The following is a 20824-nucleotide window of genomic DNA, read 5'->3' on the forward strand; positions in this document are numbered from 1 at the left end:
GTTGAGCGTAGTCGAAACATCGTACACATGTGATCGATCGGTCACCCCAACCAAACCACCCTGTCATGCCGATGTATATCGGCATCTCTCAGGACAAGTAACACCGGAGCTACTAGCATGTGGGATGCTGGAACAAGTTCAGAATGACAGTAATAGTTGATCATGTTCAAGCCCATGGTCGGTGTTATCACCGCACCATTAGATCGTTTCTCCGATAGTGGCACTTGCTCAGGCGGTTCTGTGATCACACTGAGGATCAAAATAACCCCGCCCAGCTGTCACGTTCGGTGTGGGAACGCGTCATGTACATAAATCCTGTTGATGAGTTACTCCCCTGATGCCTGTAAACGCTCGATCATTACTTTATTGATGCTTTTGGGCATGTACCCTGCGCTGGCCCAGCATAATGATACGCTTGCGGTGATCCCCTTTGTATTGAAGGCGCAAAAGATCTATTTTAAGTGCCGGGTGAATAATTCTGACAGCTTGACCTTTTTGTTCGATACGGGCGCTTCGCCCATGGTGATCACCGATAGCATTGCCCTGAACGTTTTGAAGCTGACCATGGACGGTGAGGTGCGCAACCAAGGCGCCAACGGCATCAGCACCGTAAAGGCCAGTAACAACAACGTTTTGCATCTGGGTGGCATCACGCTTACGGGCATCAGGCTGCTATCCATCCCTTATCCGGGTCACCCTTTTGACGGTGTGCTGGGGATCAATGTGATGAAGCGTTACGTGATCAGGGTAGACCATAAAAAGCGGAAACTTTACTTTTTTGATAAGGATACCTTCCGCTATCCAGGCTCGGCCCGCCCTGTAAAAGTGAAGTGGTTGCAGCATGTGCCGGCCATTAAAGGGGCCGTGGTGGTGAACAAAAAGCGTTATCAAGGTTGGTTCGAGATGGATACGGGATCGGACGCGGCCATCGACCTGACCACCCCTTTTGTTACCCGCCACCAGTTTCGTGATCAGCTCAAGACCATTGCCATTAGCACCGCCACAGGATCTGACGGTAACCAAAGCGAACTTTACGTTGTGCGCATGCCCGAGGTACGCTTAGGCAACCTGCGTTTTTACACCCTACCTACCGGACTGGCCACCGCCACCAAAGGCCTCATGTCCTCGCCCGACCTGCAAGGCGTACTGGGCAACAACTTTTTAAAGCGTTTCAACATCACCTATGATCTTGCCCACAACAAGATCTACCTCGAACCCAATGACCTACTGCATAGTAATTATTTTGATTGGTTGAAGTAGTGTGGTGTATAGAATTACACACGCGGCACGCGTGTTCCAGCGGGAGGTACAACTATAGGAACAACCACCGCTCAAATCTATTGGATGGAGTCTAAAATTAACTGTTTTATGTCATCCCCAACGAGTTGATACCTTTCCTTTGCAATGCCATTTAATTTATTGGGGTCGGTTGTTAATAAATCAAACCAAGTTTCCGGCATCCCTAACGCCTCGCAAATTTTGGAAATAGTGCTGCGATGCGGCTGTTTTTTACCTGATTCTATGTGAGAAAGAGAAGCTTGGGTCAAGCCTACCAGCTTTGCAAAGTCGGTCTGACTCAAGCCTTTCTTTTTCCTTATAATAGCAATTACCTTTGATGAATCCATAATAATGTAATGAGATCAACCACCGATTTACCAGCACTGATCCAGATTACAATGTCGTCGACCAAACTCCTAACTTTTTGAGGCATCTGATTTCCCAAATTGTGGGCAAGTTTTAGTTGCTCGAGAAACTGTTCAATATCTGTTTTGGTAGCTTCATCGCTGCATGAGCGCTGTGCTCTTAATAATATATCCTCTATTTTATTGATGTCTATGTTCATAATATCTGATATTTAAAAATCTTGTTAACATGCAATTGCAATTGAAAAAGAAGTACTCTTTAACTGCGTGTGCATCATCCAGATTTTTAAAAATCAGATTTACCTTAGCTCTAAAAATTTGCCTTTTGTTAAGGCGCCTGCCTTGTCTAACTTTAGATAGTAATTTGATTAAATGCTTGCCAAGACGAAATATTGTTTTTGTAAGTTTTGCAATGCTCTTTTGTATCCGTCCGAATTCAAGCTCATTTTGCCAGCGAAGGAAGTTCTCATAGGAATTCTCGTTCCATTGAGTATATCTTTCGAAAAGTTCAATTAAATCTTGCTCTCGCTCAGCTAAATCCAGTAAATGACTATACAGCCTTTTTAGCCCTTGAGCACTGCTGGCCACTCGTATGTCTGACGCCGAAGTAAATACTTCGGCCAGAGCGGTTGTTTTGTTTAGGCTTATTCCAGTTTCGATTTTTGTACCCGCACTCAACTTCGATGAAATAGCTGTAATTTCAGTATAAATGCCACATGGGTATTGCACATCCGAGGTAATATCCCTTGGTTGAATTAACTTACTACCTGCACATAAAGAATGACTAATTTCATTTGTTATGTCAATGGTTCCTTTTTCTATGGAGGTACTGTATTTATTATCAGTTGCTATATTTGATATTAAAATAGACTCATAACCGGGATAGCCTCGCATGGAATCTATAGTAGAAATTCCAAGATTGGGAGCAACATATGAACTTCCTAAAACACCCATATTGTTATAAATAAAGTCTGTTGTAGGAGAAGATGCGTCTCTTTGGCTAAACCAGTTGGCGGCCAATAAACTGCTTTTGGGGTATTTATCGATAGTAGCTGAAATAGGATTTGTGAAGGAATCAGGTCTTGCGTATGCATTGCTCAATAGATCTGATGAGCCGTAGATACTTGATGCTGATGTCAACGCCACCCCAGTTACCGACCCTATAACATTTCCCGCAATTGGATTTCCTATTCCGTTATAAGAGACAATACTGCTAGCTTGCATTGCGGGCAAAGTGTGAATAGCGGTTGAAGCAACCATACGATCAGTGAATCTATGACTATCAGCGGTTGCGCCAACCGCATGCTGTCCATAACAAACGTCTGTGTTTTTGGGCGTGCTATCAAATCCAAAAAGGGTTTTCGAATATGTATCTTGGTATCTCACGACTTTATCTATATACTTACAATATCAAAAGTATATATTTGTTTTGGTTTTTGCAAATTTCTAATTTGTGTTCGGCCATCCTCTATTTTATGACGTAGTTTGAAAAATCAATGGAGGAATGTAAATGCTCCTTACCTCTGACTAAAGTAAATTGACGAAAATGAACTGCAAGTTCGAGCTTGTGGTCGGTGTTATCACCCCACCGTTCGTAATTAGCTGATAGCTTTGGATGGAAAACACAAAGGCATCGGGTAGTGGTGCGGTGATAACACCGACCACAAGCTGGTCTTCATCAACTTGAATCGCCGCAGTTTATTGCCAACAAAAAAGGCTGCACCTTTACGGTAGCAGCCTTGATCATTGTGTAAGTTGTACTATTTGCTTAAGTACATCGATTTCTCTTTGTACAGGTGGCGGAAGTATGGATCCTGCAGATCGGGGATGAAGCGGATGGCCTCACCGGTCGATTTCATTTCGGGGCCTAACTCCTTGGCCACTTCAGGGAATTTATCAAAGGAGAACACCGGCTCTTTGATCGCGTAACCTTTCAGCTTGCGCTCAATGGTGAAGTCGGTCAGTTTGTTCACACCCATCATTACCTTGGCGGCAATGTTGATGTAAGGTACATCGTAAGCCTTGGCTATGAACGGCACCGTACGTGAGGCGCGTGGGTTGGCCTCGATCACGTATACCTTATCGTTCTTGATCGCGAACTGGATATTCAGCAAGCCTTTCACGTTCAGCGCACGGGCGATCTTTTTAGAGTACTCGTCCATTTGCTGCAGCACGGTCTCGCTCAGGTCGAACGGTGGCAATACGGCGTATGAGTCGCCCGAGTGGATACCGGCAGGCTCGATGTGCTCCATCATACCAATGATGTGTACGTTCTCGCCATCGCATATCGAGTCAGATTCAGCCTCTGACGCACGATCCAAAAAGTGATCGATCAGTACGCGGTTGCCCGGCAGTGCCTTTAACAGGTTCACTACGGCACGCTCCAGGTCCTCATCGTTGATCACGATGCTCATGCCCTGGCCGCCTAAAACGTAGCTTGGGCGTACCAATACCGGGTAACCTACCTTATGAGCAACCTCTAAAGCCTCTTCGGCAGTCTCAGCCACACCATACAGTGGGTAAGGGATGTCAAGGTCCTTTAACAGGTCAGAGAAACGGCCGCGATCCTCGGCGATGTCCATATCGTTGAACGAGGTGCCAATGATCTTGATGCCATGCTCATGCAGTTTCTCGGCCATTTTAAGAGCGGTCTGTCCACCAAGTTGCACGATCACACCTTCTGGTTTCTCCAGCTCGATGATCTCGCGTACGTGCTCCCAAAACACCGGCTCAAAGTAAAGCTTATCGGCCATGTTAAAGTCGGTCGATACGGTCTCAGGGTTACAGTTGATCATGATGGCCTCGTAACCTGCCTCTTTGGCGGCTAACAAGCCATGCACACAGCTGTAGTCAAATTCGATACCCTGGCCTATACGGTTAGGGCCCGAGCCTAAAACGATGATCTTCTTACGGTCAGATGATATCGATTCGTTCTCGCCTTCGTAGGTAGAGTAGTAGTATGGCGTTTGCGCCTGGAACTCGGCCGCACAGGTATCAACCATCTTATACACACGGTTGATGTTGAGGGCCTTGCGGCGTTGATAAACTTCTTCTTCGGTAGTATTGGCACCCAATATCCAGGCGATCTGCACATCAGAGAAACCTTTTTGCTTAACGGTAAGCAGGATATCCTCCGGTATGTTGTTCACCGAGTAGCGGCGCAGTTCGTTCTCCAGGTTAACGATCTCCTGGATCTGGTTCAGGAACCAGCGATCGATCTTGGTGGCCTTGCGTACCGATTCGATCGGCACACCTAAGCTCAAGGCATCATACACATGGAACAAACGGTCCCAGCTTGGGTGCTCCAGACTGGCCATGATCTCTTCCAGGTTGCGGCTCTGGCGGCCGTCGGCACCCAGGCCGGCACGACCGATCTCCAAACTCTGACAAGCTTTTTGTAAAGCCTCGATAAAGCTGCGGCCAATGCCCATTACTTCACCTACCGATTTCATTTGCAGGCCCAGCTCGCGGTTGGCACCTTTGAATTTGTCAAAGTTCCAGCGAGGGATCTTCACGATCACGTAATCAAGCGTTGGCTCAAAGTAGGCCGAAGTGGTCTTGGTGATCTGGTTCTCTATCTCGTCGAGGTTATAGCCAATGGCCAGTTTGGCCGCGATCTTGGCGATCGGGTAACCGGTAGCTTTTGAGGCTAAGGCCGATGAACGTGATACACGCGGGTTGATCTCGATGGCGATGATCTCCTCATTAGCCGGATTGACCGAGAACTGCACGTTACAGCCGCCGGCAAAGTTACCGATGGCGCGCATCATGCGAATGGCCTGGTTACGCATCTCCTGGTAGCAACGATCGCTCAGGGTCATGGCCGGGGCCACGGTGATCGAGTCGCCGGTGTGGATACCCATCGGGTCAAAGTTCTCGATCGAGCAAATGATGATCACGTTATCGCGGTTATCGCGCAGCAGCTCCAGCTCGTACTCTTTCCAGCCTAACACGGCTTGCTCTACCAGTACCTCGTGGGTAGGTGAGGCTTGTAAGCCGCGGCTCAGGGCCTGGTCAAAGTCTTCCTTTTTGTGAACGAAACCGGCACCTTTACCACCCAGGGTATAGCTTGGGCGTATCACCAGCGGGAAACCGATCTGTTGAGCGGCCTCTTTACCTTCGAGGAACGAGTTGGCGATCTTTGACTTGGCCACACCCACATTGATGTCGACCATCAACTGGCGGAAAGCCTCGCGGTTCTCGGTCTTTTCGATGGCGGCCACGTCAACGCCTACCACTTTCACACCATATTTTTCCCAGATGCCGCGCTCAGATGCCTCGATGCAAAGGTTCAGCGCGGTCTGTCCGCCCATGGTAGGCAACACAGCGTCGATCTTTTGCTCGGTAAGGATCTTTTCGATGCTTTCGCAGGTCAGCGGCAGCAGGTACACATGATCGGCAATTACTTTGTCGGTCATGATGGTAGCCGGATTGCTGTTGATGATGGAAACTTCGATGCCTTCGTCTTTTAACGAAAGGGCGGCTTGTGAGCCGGCGTAATCGAACTCGCAGGCCTGGCCGATGATGATCGGACCAGAACCAATGATCAGGATCGATCTAATGGAGGTATCTTTGGGCATAGCAGTATTTAGCAGTTTACGTACAGTTCATAGTTAATGGATCATGGCTCATAGCGTCGTGCTATTTTTATGAACTATCAGCTATCAACCATGAACTTCTAATTCTATGCGCTGAAAACAAAAAACCCGACTTCAGCGTCGGGATGCAAAGATAGGAGAATACAGGGTATATGCCATAAAAAATCGATCTTTTAATATTGGCCGTCGTGGCGCTGCACAACGGCGTCAATATCATAAAGAAAATACCACAGGCACCGTGTAAGTGACCCTCACCGGCCGGCCGTAACGGACGCCCGGTACCCATTTCGGGCTTAGCTTTAAAACCCTGATCGCCTCGGCCGTGAGTACCTTGTCCTGAGGGCGGCCTACGGCATGAACGTCAGTAAGAGCGCCGTCAAGCTCTACTATAAAGGCTACATCTACCCGGCCCTGTATGCGGTTCTGGAAGGCCTCGGCGGGGTACCGGAGATTTTTTCTCAGGAACGCGTAAAAAGCCTTTACCCCGCCCACAAATTCGGGTAATGCCTGGTCTTTGGTGTAAGTGTAAGTTTCGCCGTTGGCCAGCTTGCCTGTACCGGTGATCAGCTTGCCTTTACTGTACGTCTCGATGAGTATCAGGCTGTCTTTCTTTACCGATGTCTTCCACTCGCCTTCTTTAAGGCCGTCCTTTATATCGCCCTCGGTCATGAACAGGTCGTTGTTGACCGGCGAGCGGTAGTGCCCGTTGCCTGCGGTGACCAGTGCTTTACCGGTGCTGTCATTGTTGGCCGTGATCAGGTATGCTGAGTTGAAGTTGTTCCTGGGGTCGTTCATCCCTTCGGCATAATTCCTCACCTCGCTGATGGTACCGTTAGGGTAATAGTACACCTGCTCGTTGGCCATGCGGCCTTCATGAAAATTCAGTACGCTTTGGCGGATCCCGTTGCGGTCATAAATGGTGCAGGGGCCCTCAAGCTTGATCGGGTCGATGGTTATGGAGGTAGCCATGCGTTTGGGCCTACCGTTGAGGTAGTATTCCATCACCTTGTAAAGTTCTGAACCGGGATCTGGCTCACGCACGATGCGGGTATAGTCGGCACTATCGCGGGTGGCGACCTGCTGTTCACGCTTGTTAAAAAAATATACGTTCTGGCGTTGCGCAAAGGCGTTCACGAAACTCACAGAGAAGGCCAATAGGAACAGGTATCGCATGACAAGGATATTAGGCCCCTAAAATAATTATTCAACATGAACTTATTGTTATGCCGCTAAACGGGCCGTAATAAAAAAGCCCGGTGCTTTAAAGGCACCGGGCTTTTATCGATAGGGGCTTTGACCTTATTGCAGGTTAAGCCATTTTTTGCGTACGGCCAGTTGCTGGGCAGTAGGCGCGTCCACACTTACGATGTGGTATTTCTTTTGGGTGGTTTGCTTCAAGGTTACCGGTATGGTGAGCTGGCGGCCATCGCGGGTCACTACGATGCTCAGGCGATCGCCCACTTGCTTACCAACGATGGTCTTTTTAGGGTCGGTCACCGGTACGCCATCAATGCTTACCAGTTCGTCGTTAACATTCAAGCCATCAACCCAACCGGCAGTGCCGCGCAGTACGTTGGCAATGCGGATCTTACCGTTGGCCGAGGTAACACGCACACCCAGGTCGGCTATGCTTTGGCCTTCGTGCTCATCAACGGCTTTGTAACCGGCGTAAGCCAGGTACTTGTTGTAGTCCATATCATCTACACCGTTAATGTAGGCGGCATAAAAGTCGTCCAGTTTTTTACCGGCAGCGGCCTCTAACCCAGCTTTGAACTCGGCATCGGTATAACCGCGTTTTTTCACCTTGTAGTACTCATTGTACATGTAGCGCATCACGTTGTCCAGGCTTTTGGCGCCTTTGCTGTTGTTAATGATCTCGAGGTCCATCATCATGCCTACCACAGCACCCTTGTTGTAGTAAGAGATGCCGGTATTGATCGAGTTCTCATCAGGGCGGTAACCTTTGATCCAGGCGTCAAAGCTCGACTGCGATAGCGGCTGTACCTTGGTGCCCGGGGTGTTGTCGATCGTGTTAAAATCTGCTGCCAGTGCGGTCAGGTAATCATCTACCGGGAAAAGGTTAGTGCGGCGTACGGCCAGGTTATCATAGTAAGCGGTAAAGCCTTCGGCTATCCACAGGTTGGTGGTGTACACCTCGTTATCATAATCGAACGGACCTAAAGCGATCGGGCGTAAACGTTTCACGTTCCATAGGTGGAAGTGCTCGTGCGCTACCAGGCTCAAAAAGCCCTCGTAACCGGCTGCCGTAGCGTAAGCATCGCGTGAGGCGCCCAATACGGTCGAACTCAGGTGCTCGAGGCCGCCGCCGCCTTTCAAGTAATTATGCACGATAAACACATAGCGCTTGTTAGGGTTCTCGCCAAAGATCGCTACCTCGGTCTCGATCACCTTGGCCATATCTTTTTTCAGGCGTTCCTTGTCATAGTTACCGCCGCCATACATGGCCACCTCGTAGTTGGTGTTGCCTACCTTGAAATTAAATACTTCCTGGTTGCCTACCTCGATCGGCGAATCGAACAGGATATCATAATTAGGCGCTTTAACCGTGAACGGATCGTTGCCTACCATCTCTAAACTGGTAGATACCTTGTCCCAGCTTTTGTAAGGGATGATCTTGATGGTGGATGGCAGATCCAAACCACCGGCCGGGTAAAAGAACATACCCGAGGTTGACAGGAACGCATGGGTATTATCGATGAACGCGGTACGTACCGATATCTCGAACGCGTAGAAACGATATTTAACTTTCACCGAGGTAAGGCCCTGGGTGTTCAGTTGCCAGATATTTTTGCGGGTCTTGACCACGCTTACCGCCTTACCATTGCTTTCGGCCGTAAAGGATTCTACATTTTTAGCGAACTCGCGCACCAGGTAGGAGCCGGGTGTCCAAACCGGCAGTTTAAGGTCCAGTTTATTTTGAGCGATGCCTTTGATATCCATCTCGATATCGGCATAATGTGCTTGTGCTTCAGGGAAACTTACCGTGTAGGCGATCTGCAGCTTGCCCGCTGCCTCACTTTCAAAACTCATCAGTATTAAAATAAATAGTGCAAAAATGTTAAAACGCATCTTTTTCATGAGGCTAAGTTAAATTATTTCGGTGGGTAACCTAAAACTGATGGCCCCGCCGCAGGTTGTAAAATGGTTGATACATAGCCTCCACCACTCCCATATGCCGTTATTTTGTAGGTTGCTAAGGGTTACCTGTGCATGATACATACTTTTTTACAGCTGTTGAAAATATTACTTTCATAGCCACATATATAACCTGCACATACCGTACATACTGATTTAACCATACACGCCATTGTTTGATAGAATGGTCATGACCTGTTTATGAAAATACGATACATTGCCTACATAGCCATTGCACTAATACTGGGCTATCTGATCTTTAACAAGCTGCATAATGCCGGTAAAAAGGACGCCGCGGCACAGGGCGGTGGTGGCGGCGCAGGAGGAAAAGGCGGTAAAAAGGGCGGCCCCGTACCGGTGAACGTACAGATCGTGAAAGATACCGTGGTGAATACCGCCATTGACATCACCGGCAGTATAGACCCTAACGAGCAGGTGAACCTGGTGGCTCAAACGGCCGGCAACATCACCGGCATCTATTTTAATGAGGGCAGCCATGTGAAAAAGGGCCAGGTACTGGTAAAGGTGTATGACCAGGATCTGCAAGCCACCCTTAAACAGACCGAATACCAGATCGCACTGGCTAAAGAGAACGAGTACCGCAACCGCGTGCTGCTGCAAAAAGAGGCCGTGAGTAAGCAGGAATATGATACCTCATTGTCAAGCTATAATACCCTGAAGGCACAGGCCGATGTGGTTAGGGCGCAGATATCACGTACGGTGGTAAGGGCTCCATTCAGCGGGGTGATCGGCCTGCGTAACGTGAGCCCGGGCGGTTACCTGTCTACCCAAACCAGCATTGCCACGCTGGTGAACACCGACCCTATGAAGGTGACCTTTAACGTGCCTGAGCGTTATCGTCCGTTCATCAAAGCCGGCACCAAGATCACCTTTAACATCGCCAGCTCGCGCAAAAATTTTTCGGCCTCAGTTTATGCGGTAGACCCTGCCGTTGACCCGGCCACCCGTACCATTACGGTTAGGGCCAGGGCGGCTAACCCAAATAATGAGATCACCGCAGGTGGTTTTGCCAAGATCAATCTGGTGCTGGAGCAATCACCACGGGCCATTATGGTGCCCACCCAATGCGTGGTGCCCGATCTTAAATCGAGCAAGGTGTTCATTGCCCGTAATGATACCGCGTACGTACGCAACGTGAAGACCGACAACCGCACCGATACCCAGATCGAGATCACCGAAGGTTTGAAGCCTGGTGATTCGCTCATCGTGTCGGGCATTATTCAAATGCGTCCAAAAGTTCCATTAAAGATCATTAAAGTTCTTCACTAAGCAACAAACATGAGTTTATCCTCAGTCAGTATAAAACGGCCGGTGCTGGCCACGGTAATGTCGGTCATTATCGTGGTGTTCGGCGTCATCGGCTACAAATTCCTGGGTATCCGCGATTTCCCTTCGGTGGATCCGCCAATCATTAGCGTAAGCACCAGTTACTCGGGCGCCAACGCCGATGTGATCGAGTCGCAGATCACCGAGCCGCTCGAAAAGGCGATCAACGGTGTGCAAGGTATCCGTAATATCTCATCTACCAGTTCGGTAGGTTCGAGCAATATCACCGTAGAATTCGATCTGGATGCCGACCTGGAAACGGCCGCGAACGACGTGCGCGACAAGGTATCACAAGCGCAGCGCCAGCTACCACAGGATATCAATGCCCCGCCGGTAGTGAGCAAGGCCGACGCCAACTCCGATAATATTATCACCCTCACCGTAAGCAGTAACACCCGCAACATTATGCAGGTGAACGATTATGCCGAGAACGTGTTGCAGGAAGCCTTGCAGACCATCCCCGGTGTGAGCGCCATCAACCTGCAGGGCCAGCGCCAGTACGCTATGCGTTTGTGGCTGGATCCCAATAAGCTTTCGGCATTGAAAGTGACCGCTACCGATATACGCGATGCTTTGGCGTTGGAGAACGTGGAACTGCCTGCCGGTAAAATATCAGGTAACAATACCGAGGTAACGGTAAGGGCACTGGGCAAACTGGTGACCGAAAAGGATTTTAACAACCTGATCATTCGTGCTGATAGTAACCGCGTGATCCGTTTGAGCGATCTGGGCTATGCTGTACTTGGATCGGCCAACGAGGAGACCGCGTTCAAGGAATCGGGCGTGCCGCAAGTAGGTTTGGCCGTGGTACCACAACCAGGCGCCAACTACGTGCAGATCGCCAAGGACTTTTATGTGCGTTTAAAACAGGTAGAGAAAGACCTGCCACCAGATATCAAACTACAAGTGGCGTTGGATAATACCCGTTTCATTAACCAATCTATCGAGGAGGTGGAGGAGACGCTCATCATCTCGTTCATTCTGGTGGTAATCATCATTTACCTGTTCTTCCGCGATTGGCTCATCGCCTTCCGACCGCTCATCGATATTCCGGTATCGCTCATCGGTGCCTTCTTCATCATGTACATCTGCGGTTTCTCGATCAACATCCTGACGCTGCTGGGTATCGTACTGGCCACAGGCCTGGTGGTGGATGATGGTATCGTGGTGACGGAGAACATCTATAAAAAGATAGAAGAGGGGATGCCGGTACGCAAAGCTGCCTTTGAGGGATCGGCCGAGATCTTTTTTGCCGTTATCTCCACATCGGTAACGCTGGCTGCGGTGTTCCTGCCTATCGTGTTCCTGCAAGGGTTTACGGGCCGCTTGTTCAGAGAGTTCGCGGTAGTGGTGGCCGGTTCGGTATTGATATCGGCCTTTGTGTCGCTATCCTTAACGCCCATGCTCAATGTGAAGCTGGTACGCAAGAACCACAAACGTTCCAAATTTTATGAGCGCACCGAGCCTTTCTTTGAGCGCATGACCAATGGTTACAAGGAAACCCTCATCTCGTTCATGAAGCACAAGTGGGTGTCTATAGCCATCCTGGTGGTATCTATAGGCCTGATCGGCGTTTTAGTAAAGGTGTTACCTGCCGAGCTTGCCCCGCTCGATGACCGTAGCTTGTTACGTTATACGGCAACCGCATCAGAAGGTGCCACCTACGAGTTCATGACCAAGTACATGGACAAGGTAGCCCAACTGGTAGATGATTCGATACCAGAGGCCAAGATCAATATCGAGATCGTATCGCCGGGGTTCGGTGGTAGCAGTTCTACCAACTCAGGCTTTGGCCGTATAGGTTTGGTAGCGCCCGATGAACGTACCCGTACGCAGGCCCAGATCGCCGAGTGGCTCAACAAGAAATTAAAACGTTTCCCTGATGCCCGCGCCATTGTGGTGCAGGAGCAAACCATCAGTGGTGGTGGTAGCGGTGCGCGTACCTCGCTACCGGTACAATTCGTGATCCAGAACCAGGACTTTGAGAAGATCCGTAAGGTACTGCCTACCTTTTTTGCCGAAGTAGGCAAGAGCCCGGTATTCTCCAACTCCGACGTGAACCTGAAATTCACCAAGCCCGAACTGCGCATCACCACCGATCGTGACCGTGCCCGCGACCTGGGCGTTTCGGTTGCCGATATATCGCAGACCTTACAATTGTACTATAGCGCCGGCCGTTTAGATTACTTTTTGATGAGCGGCAAGCAATACCAGGTGATCGCCCAGGTGGATCGCGCTAACCGTGATCAGCCACTCGACCTGCGTTCGGTTTACGTGCGTAGTACCCGAGGCAACCTGGTGCAGTTAGATAACGTGGTCAAGGTAGAGGAAAGCGCCGCGCCGCCGGCCATCTATCACTTTAACCGTTACAAGTCGGCCACGGTACAGGCAGGCCTTTCAGAAGGTTATACCATTGGTGATGGTATCGCCGAGATGCAACGCATTGCCAAGGGATTGCTTGACCCATCATTCAGTACCGCATTGAGCGGACCGTCACGTGACTATGCCGAAAGTTCATCCAACATCGTGTTCGCCTTTGGCTTTGCCTTGTTGCTGATCTACCTGGTACTGGCCGCTCAATTCGAAAGCTTTATGGACCCGGTGATCGTGATGCTTACGGTGCCTTTGGCTATCGCCGGGGCATTCGTATCGTTATGGCTGTTCGATCAAACCCTCAACATCTTTAGCGAGATCGGTATGATCACCCTGGTGGGTCTCGTGACCAAGAATGGTATCCTCATCGTGGAATTTGCCAATCAGCGTATGGAGCATGGCCTGGCCAAGTATGAGGCCGTTGTGGAGGCCGCCACCGCTCGTTTACGCCCAATCCTGATGACCAGCTTGGCCGTGGTGCTGGGTGCCGTGCCGATCGCTTTGGCGTTGGGTGCCGGTGCTAAAAGCCGGGTTTCATTAGGTATTGTTATCATGGGTGGTATGATGTTCTCGCTTATATTGACACTATACGTGATCCCGATGATGTATGTGATGCTGGCCTCACGCACCCGCCGTGATCCTGATAAGGAGCCCGAAGAGGAAGAGACCCCTAAACAACCATTATTAATTGAAAACCTGTAAGCCGGCCATGAGAGTATATAAACTACTGCTAATAGCACTAAGCTGCCTTACATTACCTTTTACGGCACTGGCCCAGGAGACCAAAGTGCCCAACGCGCCGGTGCTCTCCTTAAAGGATGCGCTGGACAGTGCCTTGCAGAATAATTTCAACATTAAGATATCGCGCAATTCGTCGGCCATTGCCAGTAATAATGTGACGATCGGCAACGCCGGCATACTTCCGTTGGTGACCGGTAACTATACCCTGAGCAACAGTATCCAGACCACCACCCAAACCCGGAGCGACAATACGGTGAACAACATCATTAACGCCAACAACCGTAACAACAGCTACGGCGTGGGGTTAGATTGGACGATATTTGACGGGTTCAACATGTTCGCTACCTATGATCGTTTAAAAGAACTGGAAAAGCTGGGCCGTGTGCGTACGCAAGACACCGTTCTACAGACCGTGGCCAGCGTGATGACCACCTATTACGACCTTGTGAACCAGCAAAAGCAGATCAAGGCGCTAAAGGGTGTTATCGATATATCGCGCAAGCAGATCCGTTATGCTCAGGACCGTTTTGAGGCTGGCCGGGTAGCCCGCCTCGATGTGTACAACGCGCAGGTAGCCCTCAACACTGATACCGCTACCCTGATCGGTCAGCAACAGCAGTTCAAAGCCAGCAAGATCGAGCTGAACCGCCTGCTAAGCCGCAATGCCGAAACAGAATTTAATGTGGCCGATACGATATTGGTTGATGAGCAACTCAAACTCGGGCCGATCATTGAACAGGCTCAGGTTCAGAACCCTACTCTGTTATCGGCATCTATCAACAGGCGCTTGTCTGACATTAATTTAAAGCAGGTACGGTCGAGCCGTTACCCGCTCATCGGTGTGAGTTCGGGCTACCAGTTCAACAATAGCCGTAACCCGGCAGGCTTTGCCCGCTTACAGAACGCACGTGGTTTTACCTACGGCCTTAACGCCACCATTAACATATTCGATGGTTTTAACCAGTGGCGGCGCGAGCGTAATGCCAAGCTACAGATCGCCAATGCGCAGATCAATATAGCCCGTACGCGTAATGATGTGGAGGCACAGATATCGACCCTGTACAGCAGTTACCTGTCGGGCCTGGAACTGATCAAAGCGGGTCGTGCCAATGTGGATATAGCCCGTAAAAGTTTGGAGATATCGTTAGAGAAATACCGGTTAGGAGCAATCACTCCGCTCGAGATAAGGGAGGCGCAACGTAACTATTTGAACGCTACGCTGATCTTCTATGATGCTGAATTTCAATCGAAAGCGGCCGAGATCACATTGAAACAGATCACCGGTAAAATGGGTATCGAGTAAAAAATTTATTACAAAGGCTTATTTTTTTATTTCGGTTAAAAGGTTAAATTTGAGCGTGATAGACACCGGCTTTAAAACTTGCCTCCTTATCGATGACAACTACATCGATAACTTTGTGACCCGACGCATACTGGAGAGCAGCAATTTTGCGGAGAATATTGTGGTGAAGCAATCAGCTACTGAGGCTATTGACATGATACGCCACGGTTCATTAAAGCCTGATGTCATATTCCTTGACCTGCGTATGCCCCTCATGAACGGTTTCGAGTTCTTGCAGGAATACGATAAGCTGGCCGAGAACGATAAGACCGCCAATAAGATCTTCATGCTGTCATCATCATTGGATCCGGTGGATGTGAAACGTTCAGGACAGAACAAATACATTACCCAGTTCATTCATAAGCCGATCACCCAAAAGATACTGGAAGAACTTACTGCATGATCTTAGTAGCCGATAGCGGATCCTCAAAGACCGACTGGGTGCTGGCCTCGAACAAGCAACCGCCGGTCAAATTCAGTACAGGCGGGCTCAATCCCTTCTTTTTGAATGAAAAGGAGATGATCAAGATCATCCAAGATCAGGCCCCGGTAATGGTGAACCATTTCCCGCTTATTCAGGAGATCTATTTTTTTGGAGCAGGCTGCTCCAATCCCGATCGCCGCGAGGTGGTCTCTAACGCGCTCACACAACTTTTTCCGCGCGCCTTCATTAGTGTAGACAGCGACCTGTTAGGCTCGGCCTACGCCACCTGTGGCACCCGCAAGGGGCTGGTTTGCGTATTGGGTACGGGATCTAACATTTCATTCTTTGACGGTGAGGAAGTGACCAGCGGCAAGCATGGTCTTGGCTACATTTTAGGCGATGAAGGATCAGGTACATGGTTCGGCAAAGCTTTGGTGACCGATCATTTGTATGGCAAGATGCCTGCCGATGTATGCCAGCTGTTCAAGAAGACCTATGAGTTGACCAAAGACGACGTGATCAATAACGTATATTTTAAGCGTGGCGCCAACTCATATCTGGCCTCATTCGCCAAGTTCCTGACCGATATCAGGGATACCTCCTACGGGCAGGAACTGATTCGCAACGGCTTACAGGAATTCATCGATACCAACATTCGTTCGTTCCCTCAACATACCGAGGTTAGTTGCCATTTTGTGGGATCGATCGCGTATTTTTTCCAGGAAGAGTTACGGGAATTGTGTGCCGCCAGTGGTATATCGGCCGGTAAGATCATCAGGCAACCTATAGATGAGCTGGTAAGCTTTCTACTGGAGCGTGATCACCAGATAGCCAACTAAGGATTATCCCAATATTTTTAGGATGTTGAAGACCGCTTAGCTGGTCTTTTTTTGTACATATCCAAATACCTTTTGCAGTAATGGCGTGGTACGTGCCGAGAGGCTGGTGCGTATGTTCAGTTCTTCCTGCGCTATGCGATAGAACAAGCCATCAATGGCCTTCTGTGTCACATAGGCATCCAGGTCGGGGTTCAGTTTATTAAATACGAGCGGTATCTTGTTGTAAGTGGTGACGGCCTGGCTATAAAAGCGGGTTGCACCAACCTTGGATAGGCTGTTATGGATCACCGGCTTGAACTGATCGGTGAGCTGGCTGGTGGTCACCCTTGCAAAGTAGTTGGTGGCGGCATCTTTTTGGCCGGTAAGCAAAATGTCGGTGATGTCCTTAACGGTCATTTGCTTGATAGCCGATATAAAGATGGGAGCAGCCTTGCTGGCGGCATCCTCGGCAGCACGGTTGAGCGACAAAATCACATCGTCACAAAGCTTGTTAAGGCCTAACTTACGTAAGGTAGCCTCGGCTTTTTGCGCCTCGGGCGGGAATAATAGTTTAACGGCCTGGTTGCCAAAGAAACCGTTGACCGAACCTAACTGGTTAACACTTTTATTGGTGCCCTGCTCCAGTGCCTGCCTTAACCCGCTGATCATCTCAAGCGATGAGGGAACACTTTGGTTAGGGTCGTACGAACCGATGCCACCGTTATTAACGGCAGCGTTCAGGGTATCACAGCTACTGGTGGCCGCAAAGACCAATACCAGCGATGAGGCAAGTGCAAGCTTTTTCATAGGTCAAGATATATGACAAAAGCCATTAAGAAAAGTTTTTATAAGTAGTGCATCACCGCGAACACCGCAGCGGCTACCAGAGCCGATATCGGGATAGTGATGATCCATGCCCATAACAGGTTGATGGTAACGCCCCAACGTACGGCCGATACACGTTTGGTCAAACCTACACCTATGATTGAACCGGTGATGGTATGCGTGGTAGATACCGGAATACCTAAACGCTCGGTCATGAACAGGGTGATGGCACCAGCTGTTTCGGCGCTCACACCTTCCAGCGGAGTTACCTTGGTGATCTTGCTACCCATGGTCTTCACGATCTTCCAGCCACCGCTCATGGTGCCGGCGGCAATGGCGCTGTAGCAGGCCAGCGGGATCCACTCAGGCATCTTGGCGCCGTTCTCGATCACACCAGAGGTAAAAAGGGCCACGTAGATGATACCCATTACCTTTTGCGCATCGTTGCCACCGTGGGCAAAGCTCAACGCGGCCGATGAGATCAGCTGAACGCTTTTGAACCAGCGTTCGGCCACAGCAGGCCTGAAATTTTTGAATATATGCAGAATGATGATCGTGATCACATAGGCGATGACCAAACCGATCAATGGTGCCAGGAATATGTAAGCTGCGATACGTAATATAGAGGCCGAATCGACCGCGGTGATGGGGTTGATGCCCATGAAGATGGCGTTGGTCATACCCGCGCCGGCAAAACCACCGATCAGTGTGTGTGATGAGCTTGATGGTATACCGAACCACCAGGTAAGCAAATTCCAGGCTATGGCCGCGATCAGGCCCGCCAGGATCACATCCATGGTGATAAAGTGCTCGTGTACCGTTTTAGCCACGGTGTTGGCCACCTTGTGTTCTTTGATCAAAAAGAACGCCAGGAAGTTGAAGGCTGCAGCCCAGATCACCGCCTGAAAAGGGGTGAGTACCTTGGTAGATACGATGGTGGCTATAGAGTTGGCAGCGTCATGAAATCCGTTAATGAAATCAAATATCAGTGCCAGGCAAACTACAACAACAAGCAGGGAAGTTACCATGTGAGTGTGGGTTGAAACAATTAAGCGTTCTTTACCAGTATCGATTCCATTACATTGGCAGCATCCTCGCACATATCGGTAGCGGTCTCCAGAGCGGCCAATATCTCTTTGTATTTGATCAGGCGCAGGGCATCTTTTTCGTACAAAAAAAGGTCGGCAACGGCGCGATCAAAAACGTAATCGGCCTGGTTCTCCACGCTGTTGATGCGGATGCATGAATCGGCGATGTTACGTACGTTCTTCAGGTCCTTCAGTTCGCGCACGGCTTTTTCCAGGTCAATGCTGCCTTGTAGGATCAGCTCGGCCAGTTTGCAGATCGGCTCGGTAAAATCCTCAATGTTGTACAACAGCATACGGTTGGCCGATCCCTGTATATAGTCGGCCACATCATCAATAGCGGTCGCTAAAGCATGAATATCCTCACGGTCGAACGGGGTAATAAAGTTCTTACCTAATTCGAGGTATATCTGGTGGGTCAGATCATCACCTTTGTTCTCCAGCTTATCGATCTGCTTGAAGTATTCGGCACGGCTTTCTTCGCTTTTAGAGTTCACGGCCTCTACCAATACGGTGGCCATGGCTACTACGTTATTAGCTGCCTGCTCAAATAACGGGAAGAATACTTTTTTATCCTTAGGGACAAAGTATTGGAATATGCTGTTCAGTGACATTATACTTAATGCAATAGTTATTAGCGCAAAGGTAGGTTTGCAATGTTAAGTTATTGTTAACTCTTTAATACCGGTATCACCGGGAAGGGTAGCTGTTTCACCTTTTGCAAAGTAAAGCTAAAGGTAGAACCTACGCCTTCGGTACTGCGCACGCTGATGGTTTGCTCATGCGCCTCAATGATGTGCTTAACAATGGCTAAACCTAAACCTGAACCACCGATCTGCCTCGAACGGTGACTATCTATCCTATAAAAGCGTTCAAATAAGCGTGGAAGGTACTTTTCGTTGATACCAGCGCCGTCATCGGTCACCTCCACCAGTACCTGATCATGCAGTTCAAATAAGCTTACCGATGTACTGCCGCCCTCTTTACCATACTTAAAAGAATTATCGATCAGGTTGATCAGTACCTGGCATATCTTATCACGATCGGCCGATACCAATATATCCTCGTCATATTTTTCTTTAAATATGAGCTTGATATGATGTTGCTTGGCTTTGAGTTCGAGTTGTTCGAATACTTCACGGATCAGATCATTGATCTTGAATCTGGAAAAATTGATCGGTATCTGGCCCGATTCCAGTTTCGAGATCTCGTCAAGGTCTTTGATCAGGTAACTTAATCGTCCTACGTTACGTTCGGCCTTTTGCAGGAACTGCATGGCCATATCCTTATCCTCAAATTCATCGTCCATAACGGCTTCCAGATAGCCTTGTATGGCAAATAATGGTGTCTTAAACTCGTGCGAGATGTTGGACAGGAACTCGCGGCGGAACTTTTCCTGGCTGCGCAGCTGCTCGATCTCTGATTTTTTTTCGCGTGCCCAGTCCTTTACCTCCTGCTCCACATCACCGATAGGGTCGGTACTGGTTGATTCGCCGAGGGCGTCGCGCAGGTCGCGTCCCAGTTTCAGGTTATGGATCAGTTTATAGATGAGCTTGATCTTGGAGTAAACATACTTCTCGATCAGGTAATAGAATACCGCATAGGCCGTAATAAAGCTGATGGAGAACGTGACGGCCACATCGACCCAATTGTGCCTGAAATAAAAATTGACGACCGATAGGGTAATGGCTACCGCCAGTGCATTGATGAATACCAGTACGCTGAGTTTCATACGGTAAAGTTACGTTTTATGGATCACCACCAACCACTGGAACGCCCATTTCCATTTGATCTGGTAATGGGTAACGCCTGCCTGAGCCAGTAGCTTTTTCAGTTCTGACCGTTTGAAGCCACGCCTTACCGACAGCGGACCATCATATAACATGATCTTGTTAGGAATGATGGACCTGAAGATCACCTGTAAGGAGTAATACAACAACCAGTGACGGTGCAGATCGGTAATGATCACGCCACGGCGCGAGCTGCGCAGCATGTTGCCGATCAGCTTTACCCAAACCTCATCCTCAAAATGGTGAGTGAACAAATTGGAGATCACCACATCATACTGCTCATTTAGCGTGGTATTCAATACATCGGCCTGCTGGTAATTGATATTATAGATACCGGCATTACGTTCCCGCGCTATATCCACTGCTGATGCCGCAGCATCGATACCGATATACCGTAGCGGAAGGCCTTTTTTGGCGGCCCATTGAGCAATGGCCCGCAATACATCGCCGCCACCGCATCCCCAGTCGCTCACGTGATCGTTGGCTCGCACTGGGAAATGTTTCAGGGCTTTGATAATGGTCTTATGCCCGCCGAACCACTTGTTCAAACGCTCCAGGCCACTCAGCACGGGCGCAAGCTGATCGGCGGGCAATTCAAGATCATCCATGATCTCATCTACCCCGGTTATACGTCGGCGCAGATCGATCATCGGGTTTGTTGCTTTCTTTGTATCAAAAGATG

At 49.3% G+C, this 20824-nt stretch carries 17 protein-coding genes; 6 read left to right on the plus strand and 11 right to left on the minus strand.

What is annotated here, in order from left to right; genetic code table 11:
* Positions 1-321 precede the first annotated feature (321 nt).
* Complete coding sequence (locus tag LLH06_RS00110; protein ID WP_228171204.1) at positions 322-1260, plus strand: aspartyl protease family protein; 939 nt, start codon at positions 322-324, stop codon at positions 1258-1260.
* Positions 1261-1337: 77 nt separating this feature from the next.
* Here the strand turns inward: LLH06_RS00110 and LLH06_RS00115 are convergent, their stop codons facing one another.
* The 6 genes from LLH06_RS00115 to LLH06_RS00140 all read right to left on the minus strand — a co-directional run bounded on the left by LLH06_RS00115 (position 1338) and on the right by LLH06_RS00140 (position 9292).
* Entirely contained in the window at positions 1338-1625 is a 288-nt protein-coding gene (locus tag LLH06_RS00115; RefSeq protein ID WP_228171205.1) for a helix-turn-helix domain-containing protein, read from the minus strand.
* Positions 1607-1843 carry a hypothetical protein gene (locus tag LLH06_RS00120; RefSeq protein WP_228171206.1) on the minus strand — a complete coding sequence of 79 codons (237 nt, stop codon included), beginning with the start codon at positions 1841-1843 and terminating at the stop codon, positions 1607-1609. The genes LLH06_RS00115 and LLH06_RS00120 overlap by 19 nt, the downstream gene beginning before the upstream one ends.
* Positions 1824-3029, minus strand: a complete 1206-nt coding sequence (locus tag LLH06_RS00125) for a hypothetical protein (protein WP_228171207.1) — start codon at positions 3027-3029, stop codon at positions 1824-1826. Before LLH06_RS00125 ends, LLH06_RS00120 begins: the two co-directional genes overlap by 20 nt.
* A gap of 374 nt (positions 3030-3403) precedes the next feature.
* Positions 3404-6223 (minus strand): carbamoyl-phosphate synthase large subunit, encoded by a 2820-nt coding sequence (gene carB / locus LLH06_RS00130; protein ID WP_228171208.1) that lies wholly within the window; start codon positions 6221-6223, stop codon positions 3404-3406.
* Between the two features lie 231 nt (positions 6224-6454).
* Positions 6455-7414, minus strand: a complete 960-nt coding sequence (locus LLH06_RS00135) for an energy transducer TonB (RefSeq protein WP_228171209.1) — start codon at positions 7412-7414, stop codon at positions 6455-6457.
* A gap of 126 nt (positions 7415-7540) precedes the next feature.
* The gene (locus LLH06_RS00140; protein ID WP_228171210.1) at positions 7541-9292 is read right to left on the minus strand and encodes a M61 family metallopeptidase; all 1752 of its coding nucleotides are present in this window, start codon (positions 9290-9292) and stop codon (positions 7541-7543) included.
* A gap of 306 nt (positions 9293-9598) precedes the next feature.
* Here LLH06_RS00140 and LLH06_RS00145 point away from each other — a divergent pair, with 306 nt between their 5' ends.
* Genes LLH06_RS00145 through LLH06_RS00165 form a run of 5 tightly spaced genes read left to right on the plus strand, consistent with a single transcriptional unit; the run spans position 9599 to position 16463 of the window.
* Entirely contained in the window at positions 9599-10687 is a 1089-nt protein-coding gene (locus tag LLH06_RS00145) for an efflux RND transporter periplasmic adaptor subunit (RefSeq protein ID WP_228171211.1), read from the plus strand.
* 9 nt (positions 10688-10696) lie between these two features.
* Positions 10697-13819, plus strand: a complete 3123-nt coding sequence (locus LLH06_RS00150; RefSeq protein WP_228171212.1) for an efflux RND transporter permease subunit — start codon at positions 10697-10699, stop codon at positions 13817-13819.
* A gap of 7 nt (positions 13820-13826) precedes the next feature.
* Complete coding sequence (locus tag LLH06_RS00155; RefSeq protein ID WP_228171213.1) at positions 13827-15161, plus strand: TolC family protein; 1335 nt, start codon at positions 13827-13829, stop codon at positions 15159-15161.
* A 55-nt stretch (positions 15162-15216) separates the two neighbouring features.
* Positions 15217-15603, plus strand: a complete 387-nt coding sequence (locus LLH06_RS00160) for a response regulator (protein WP_228173322.1) — start codon at positions 15217-15219, stop codon at positions 15601-15603.
* Positions 15600-16463: an N-acetylglucosamine kinase gene (locus tag LLH06_RS00165; protein WP_228171214.1), complete on the plus strand. Its 864-nt coding sequence runs from the start codon at positions 15600-15602 to the stop codon at positions 16461-16463. The genes LLH06_RS00160 and LLH06_RS00165 overlap by 4 nt, the downstream gene beginning before the upstream one ends.
* 36 nt (positions 16464-16499) lie before the next feature.
* Here the strand turns inward: LLH06_RS00165 and LLH06_RS00170 are convergent, their stop codons facing one another.
* The 5 genes from LLH06_RS00170 to LLH06_RS00190 are packed head-to-tail and all read right to left on the minus strand — an operon-like array spanning position 16500 to position 20792.
* Positions 16500-17249 (minus strand): DUF4197 domain-containing protein, encoded by a 750-nt coding sequence (locus LLH06_RS00170; RefSeq protein ID WP_228171215.1) that lies wholly within the window; start codon positions 17247-17249, stop codon positions 16500-16502.
* 38 nt (positions 17250-17287) lie between these two features.
* Positions 17288-18295 carry an inorganic phosphate transporter gene (locus LLH06_RS00175; RefSeq protein WP_228171216.1) on the minus strand — a complete coding sequence of 336 codons (1008 nt, stop codon included), beginning with the start codon at positions 18293-18295 and terminating at the stop codon, positions 17288-17290.
* Between the two features lie 20 nt (positions 18296-18315).
* Positions 18316-18966: a DUF47 domain-containing protein gene (locus tag LLH06_RS00180; protein WP_228171217.1), complete on the minus strand. Its 651-nt coding sequence runs from the start codon at positions 18964-18966 to the stop codon at positions 18316-18318.
* 56 nt (positions 18967-19022) lie between these two features.
* Complete coding sequence (locus LLH06_RS00185) at positions 19023-20084, minus strand: sensor histidine kinase (protein WP_228171218.1); 1062 nt, start codon at positions 20082-20084, stop codon at positions 19023-19025.
* Between the two features lie 9 nt (positions 20085-20093).
* Positions 20094-20792, minus strand: coding sequence for a methyltransferase domain-containing protein (locus LLH06_RS00190; protein ID WP_228171219.1), 699 nt, complete (start codon positions 20790-20792; stop codon positions 20094-20096).
* Between the last annotated feature and the right edge of the window lie 32 nt (positions 20793-20824).

The sequence above is a fragment of the Mucilaginibacter daejeonensis genome, from assembly GCF_020783335.1.
Classification (GTDB): Bacteria; Bacteroidota; Bacteroidia; order Sphingobacteriales; family Sphingobacteriaceae; genus Mucilaginibacter; species Mucilaginibacter daejeonensis.

Bases quoted from the DNA above. Each gene is read 5' to 3' on its own strand.
- LLH06_RS00170 (WP_228171215.1), bottom strand. From the start codon at position 17,249: ATGAAAAAGCTTGCACTTGCCTCATCGCTGGTATTGGTCTTTGCGGCC.
- LLH06_RS00120 (WP_228171206.1), bottom strand. From the start codon at position 1,843: ATGAACATAGACATCAATAAAATAGAGGATATATTATTAAGAGCACAG.
- LLH06_RS00135 (WP_228171209.1), bottom strand. From the start codon at position 7,414: ATGCGATACCTGTTCCTATTGGCCTTCTCTGTGAGTTTCGTGAACGCC.
- LLH06_RS00115 (WP_228171205.1), bottom strand. From the start codon at position 1,625: ATGGATTCATCAAAGGTAATTGCTATTATAAGGAAAAAGAAAGGCTTG.
- LLH06_RS00155 (WP_228171213.1), top strand. From the start codon at position 13,827: ATGAGAGTATATAAACTACTGCTAATAGCACTAAGCTGCCTTACATTA.
- LLH06_RS00175 (WP_228171216.1), bottom strand. From the start codon at position 18,295: ATGGTAACTTCCCTGCTTGTTGTTGTAGTTTGCCTGGCACTGATATTT.
- LLH06_RS00145 (WP_228171211.1), top strand. From the start codon at position 9,599: ATGAAAATACGATACATTGCCTACATAGCCATTGCACTAATACTGGGC.
- LLH06_RS00180 (WP_228171217.1), bottom strand. From the start codon at position 18,966: ATGTCACTGAACAGCATATTCCAATACTTTGTCCCTAAGGATAAAAAA.
- LLH06_RS00185 (WP_228171218.1), bottom strand. From the start codon at position 20,084: ATGAAACTCAGCGTACTGGTATTCATCAATGCACTGGCGGTAGCCATT.
- carB (WP_228171208.1), bottom strand. From the start codon at position 6,223: ATGCCCAAAGATACCTCCATTAGATCGATCCTGATCATTGGTTCTGGT.
- LLH06_RS00150 (WP_228171212.1), top strand. From the start codon at position 10,697: ATGAGTTTATCCTCAGTCAGTATAAAACGGCCGGTGCTGGCCACGGTA.
- LLH06_RS00190 (WP_228171219.1), bottom strand. From the start codon at position 20,792: ATGATCGATCTGCGCCGACGTATAACCGGGGTAGATGAGATCATGGAT.
- LLH06_RS00140 (WP_228171210.1), bottom strand. From the start codon at position 9,292: ATGAGTTTTGAAAGTGAGGCAGCGGGCAAGCTGCAGATCGCCTACACG.
- LLH06_RS00110 (WP_228171204.1), top strand. From the start codon at position 322: ATGAGTTACTCCCCTGATGCCTGTAAACGCTCGATCATTACTTTATTG.
- LLH06_RS00165 (WP_228171214.1), top strand. From the start codon at position 15,600: ATGATCTTAGTAGCCGATAGCGGATCCTCAAAGACCGACTGGGTGCTG.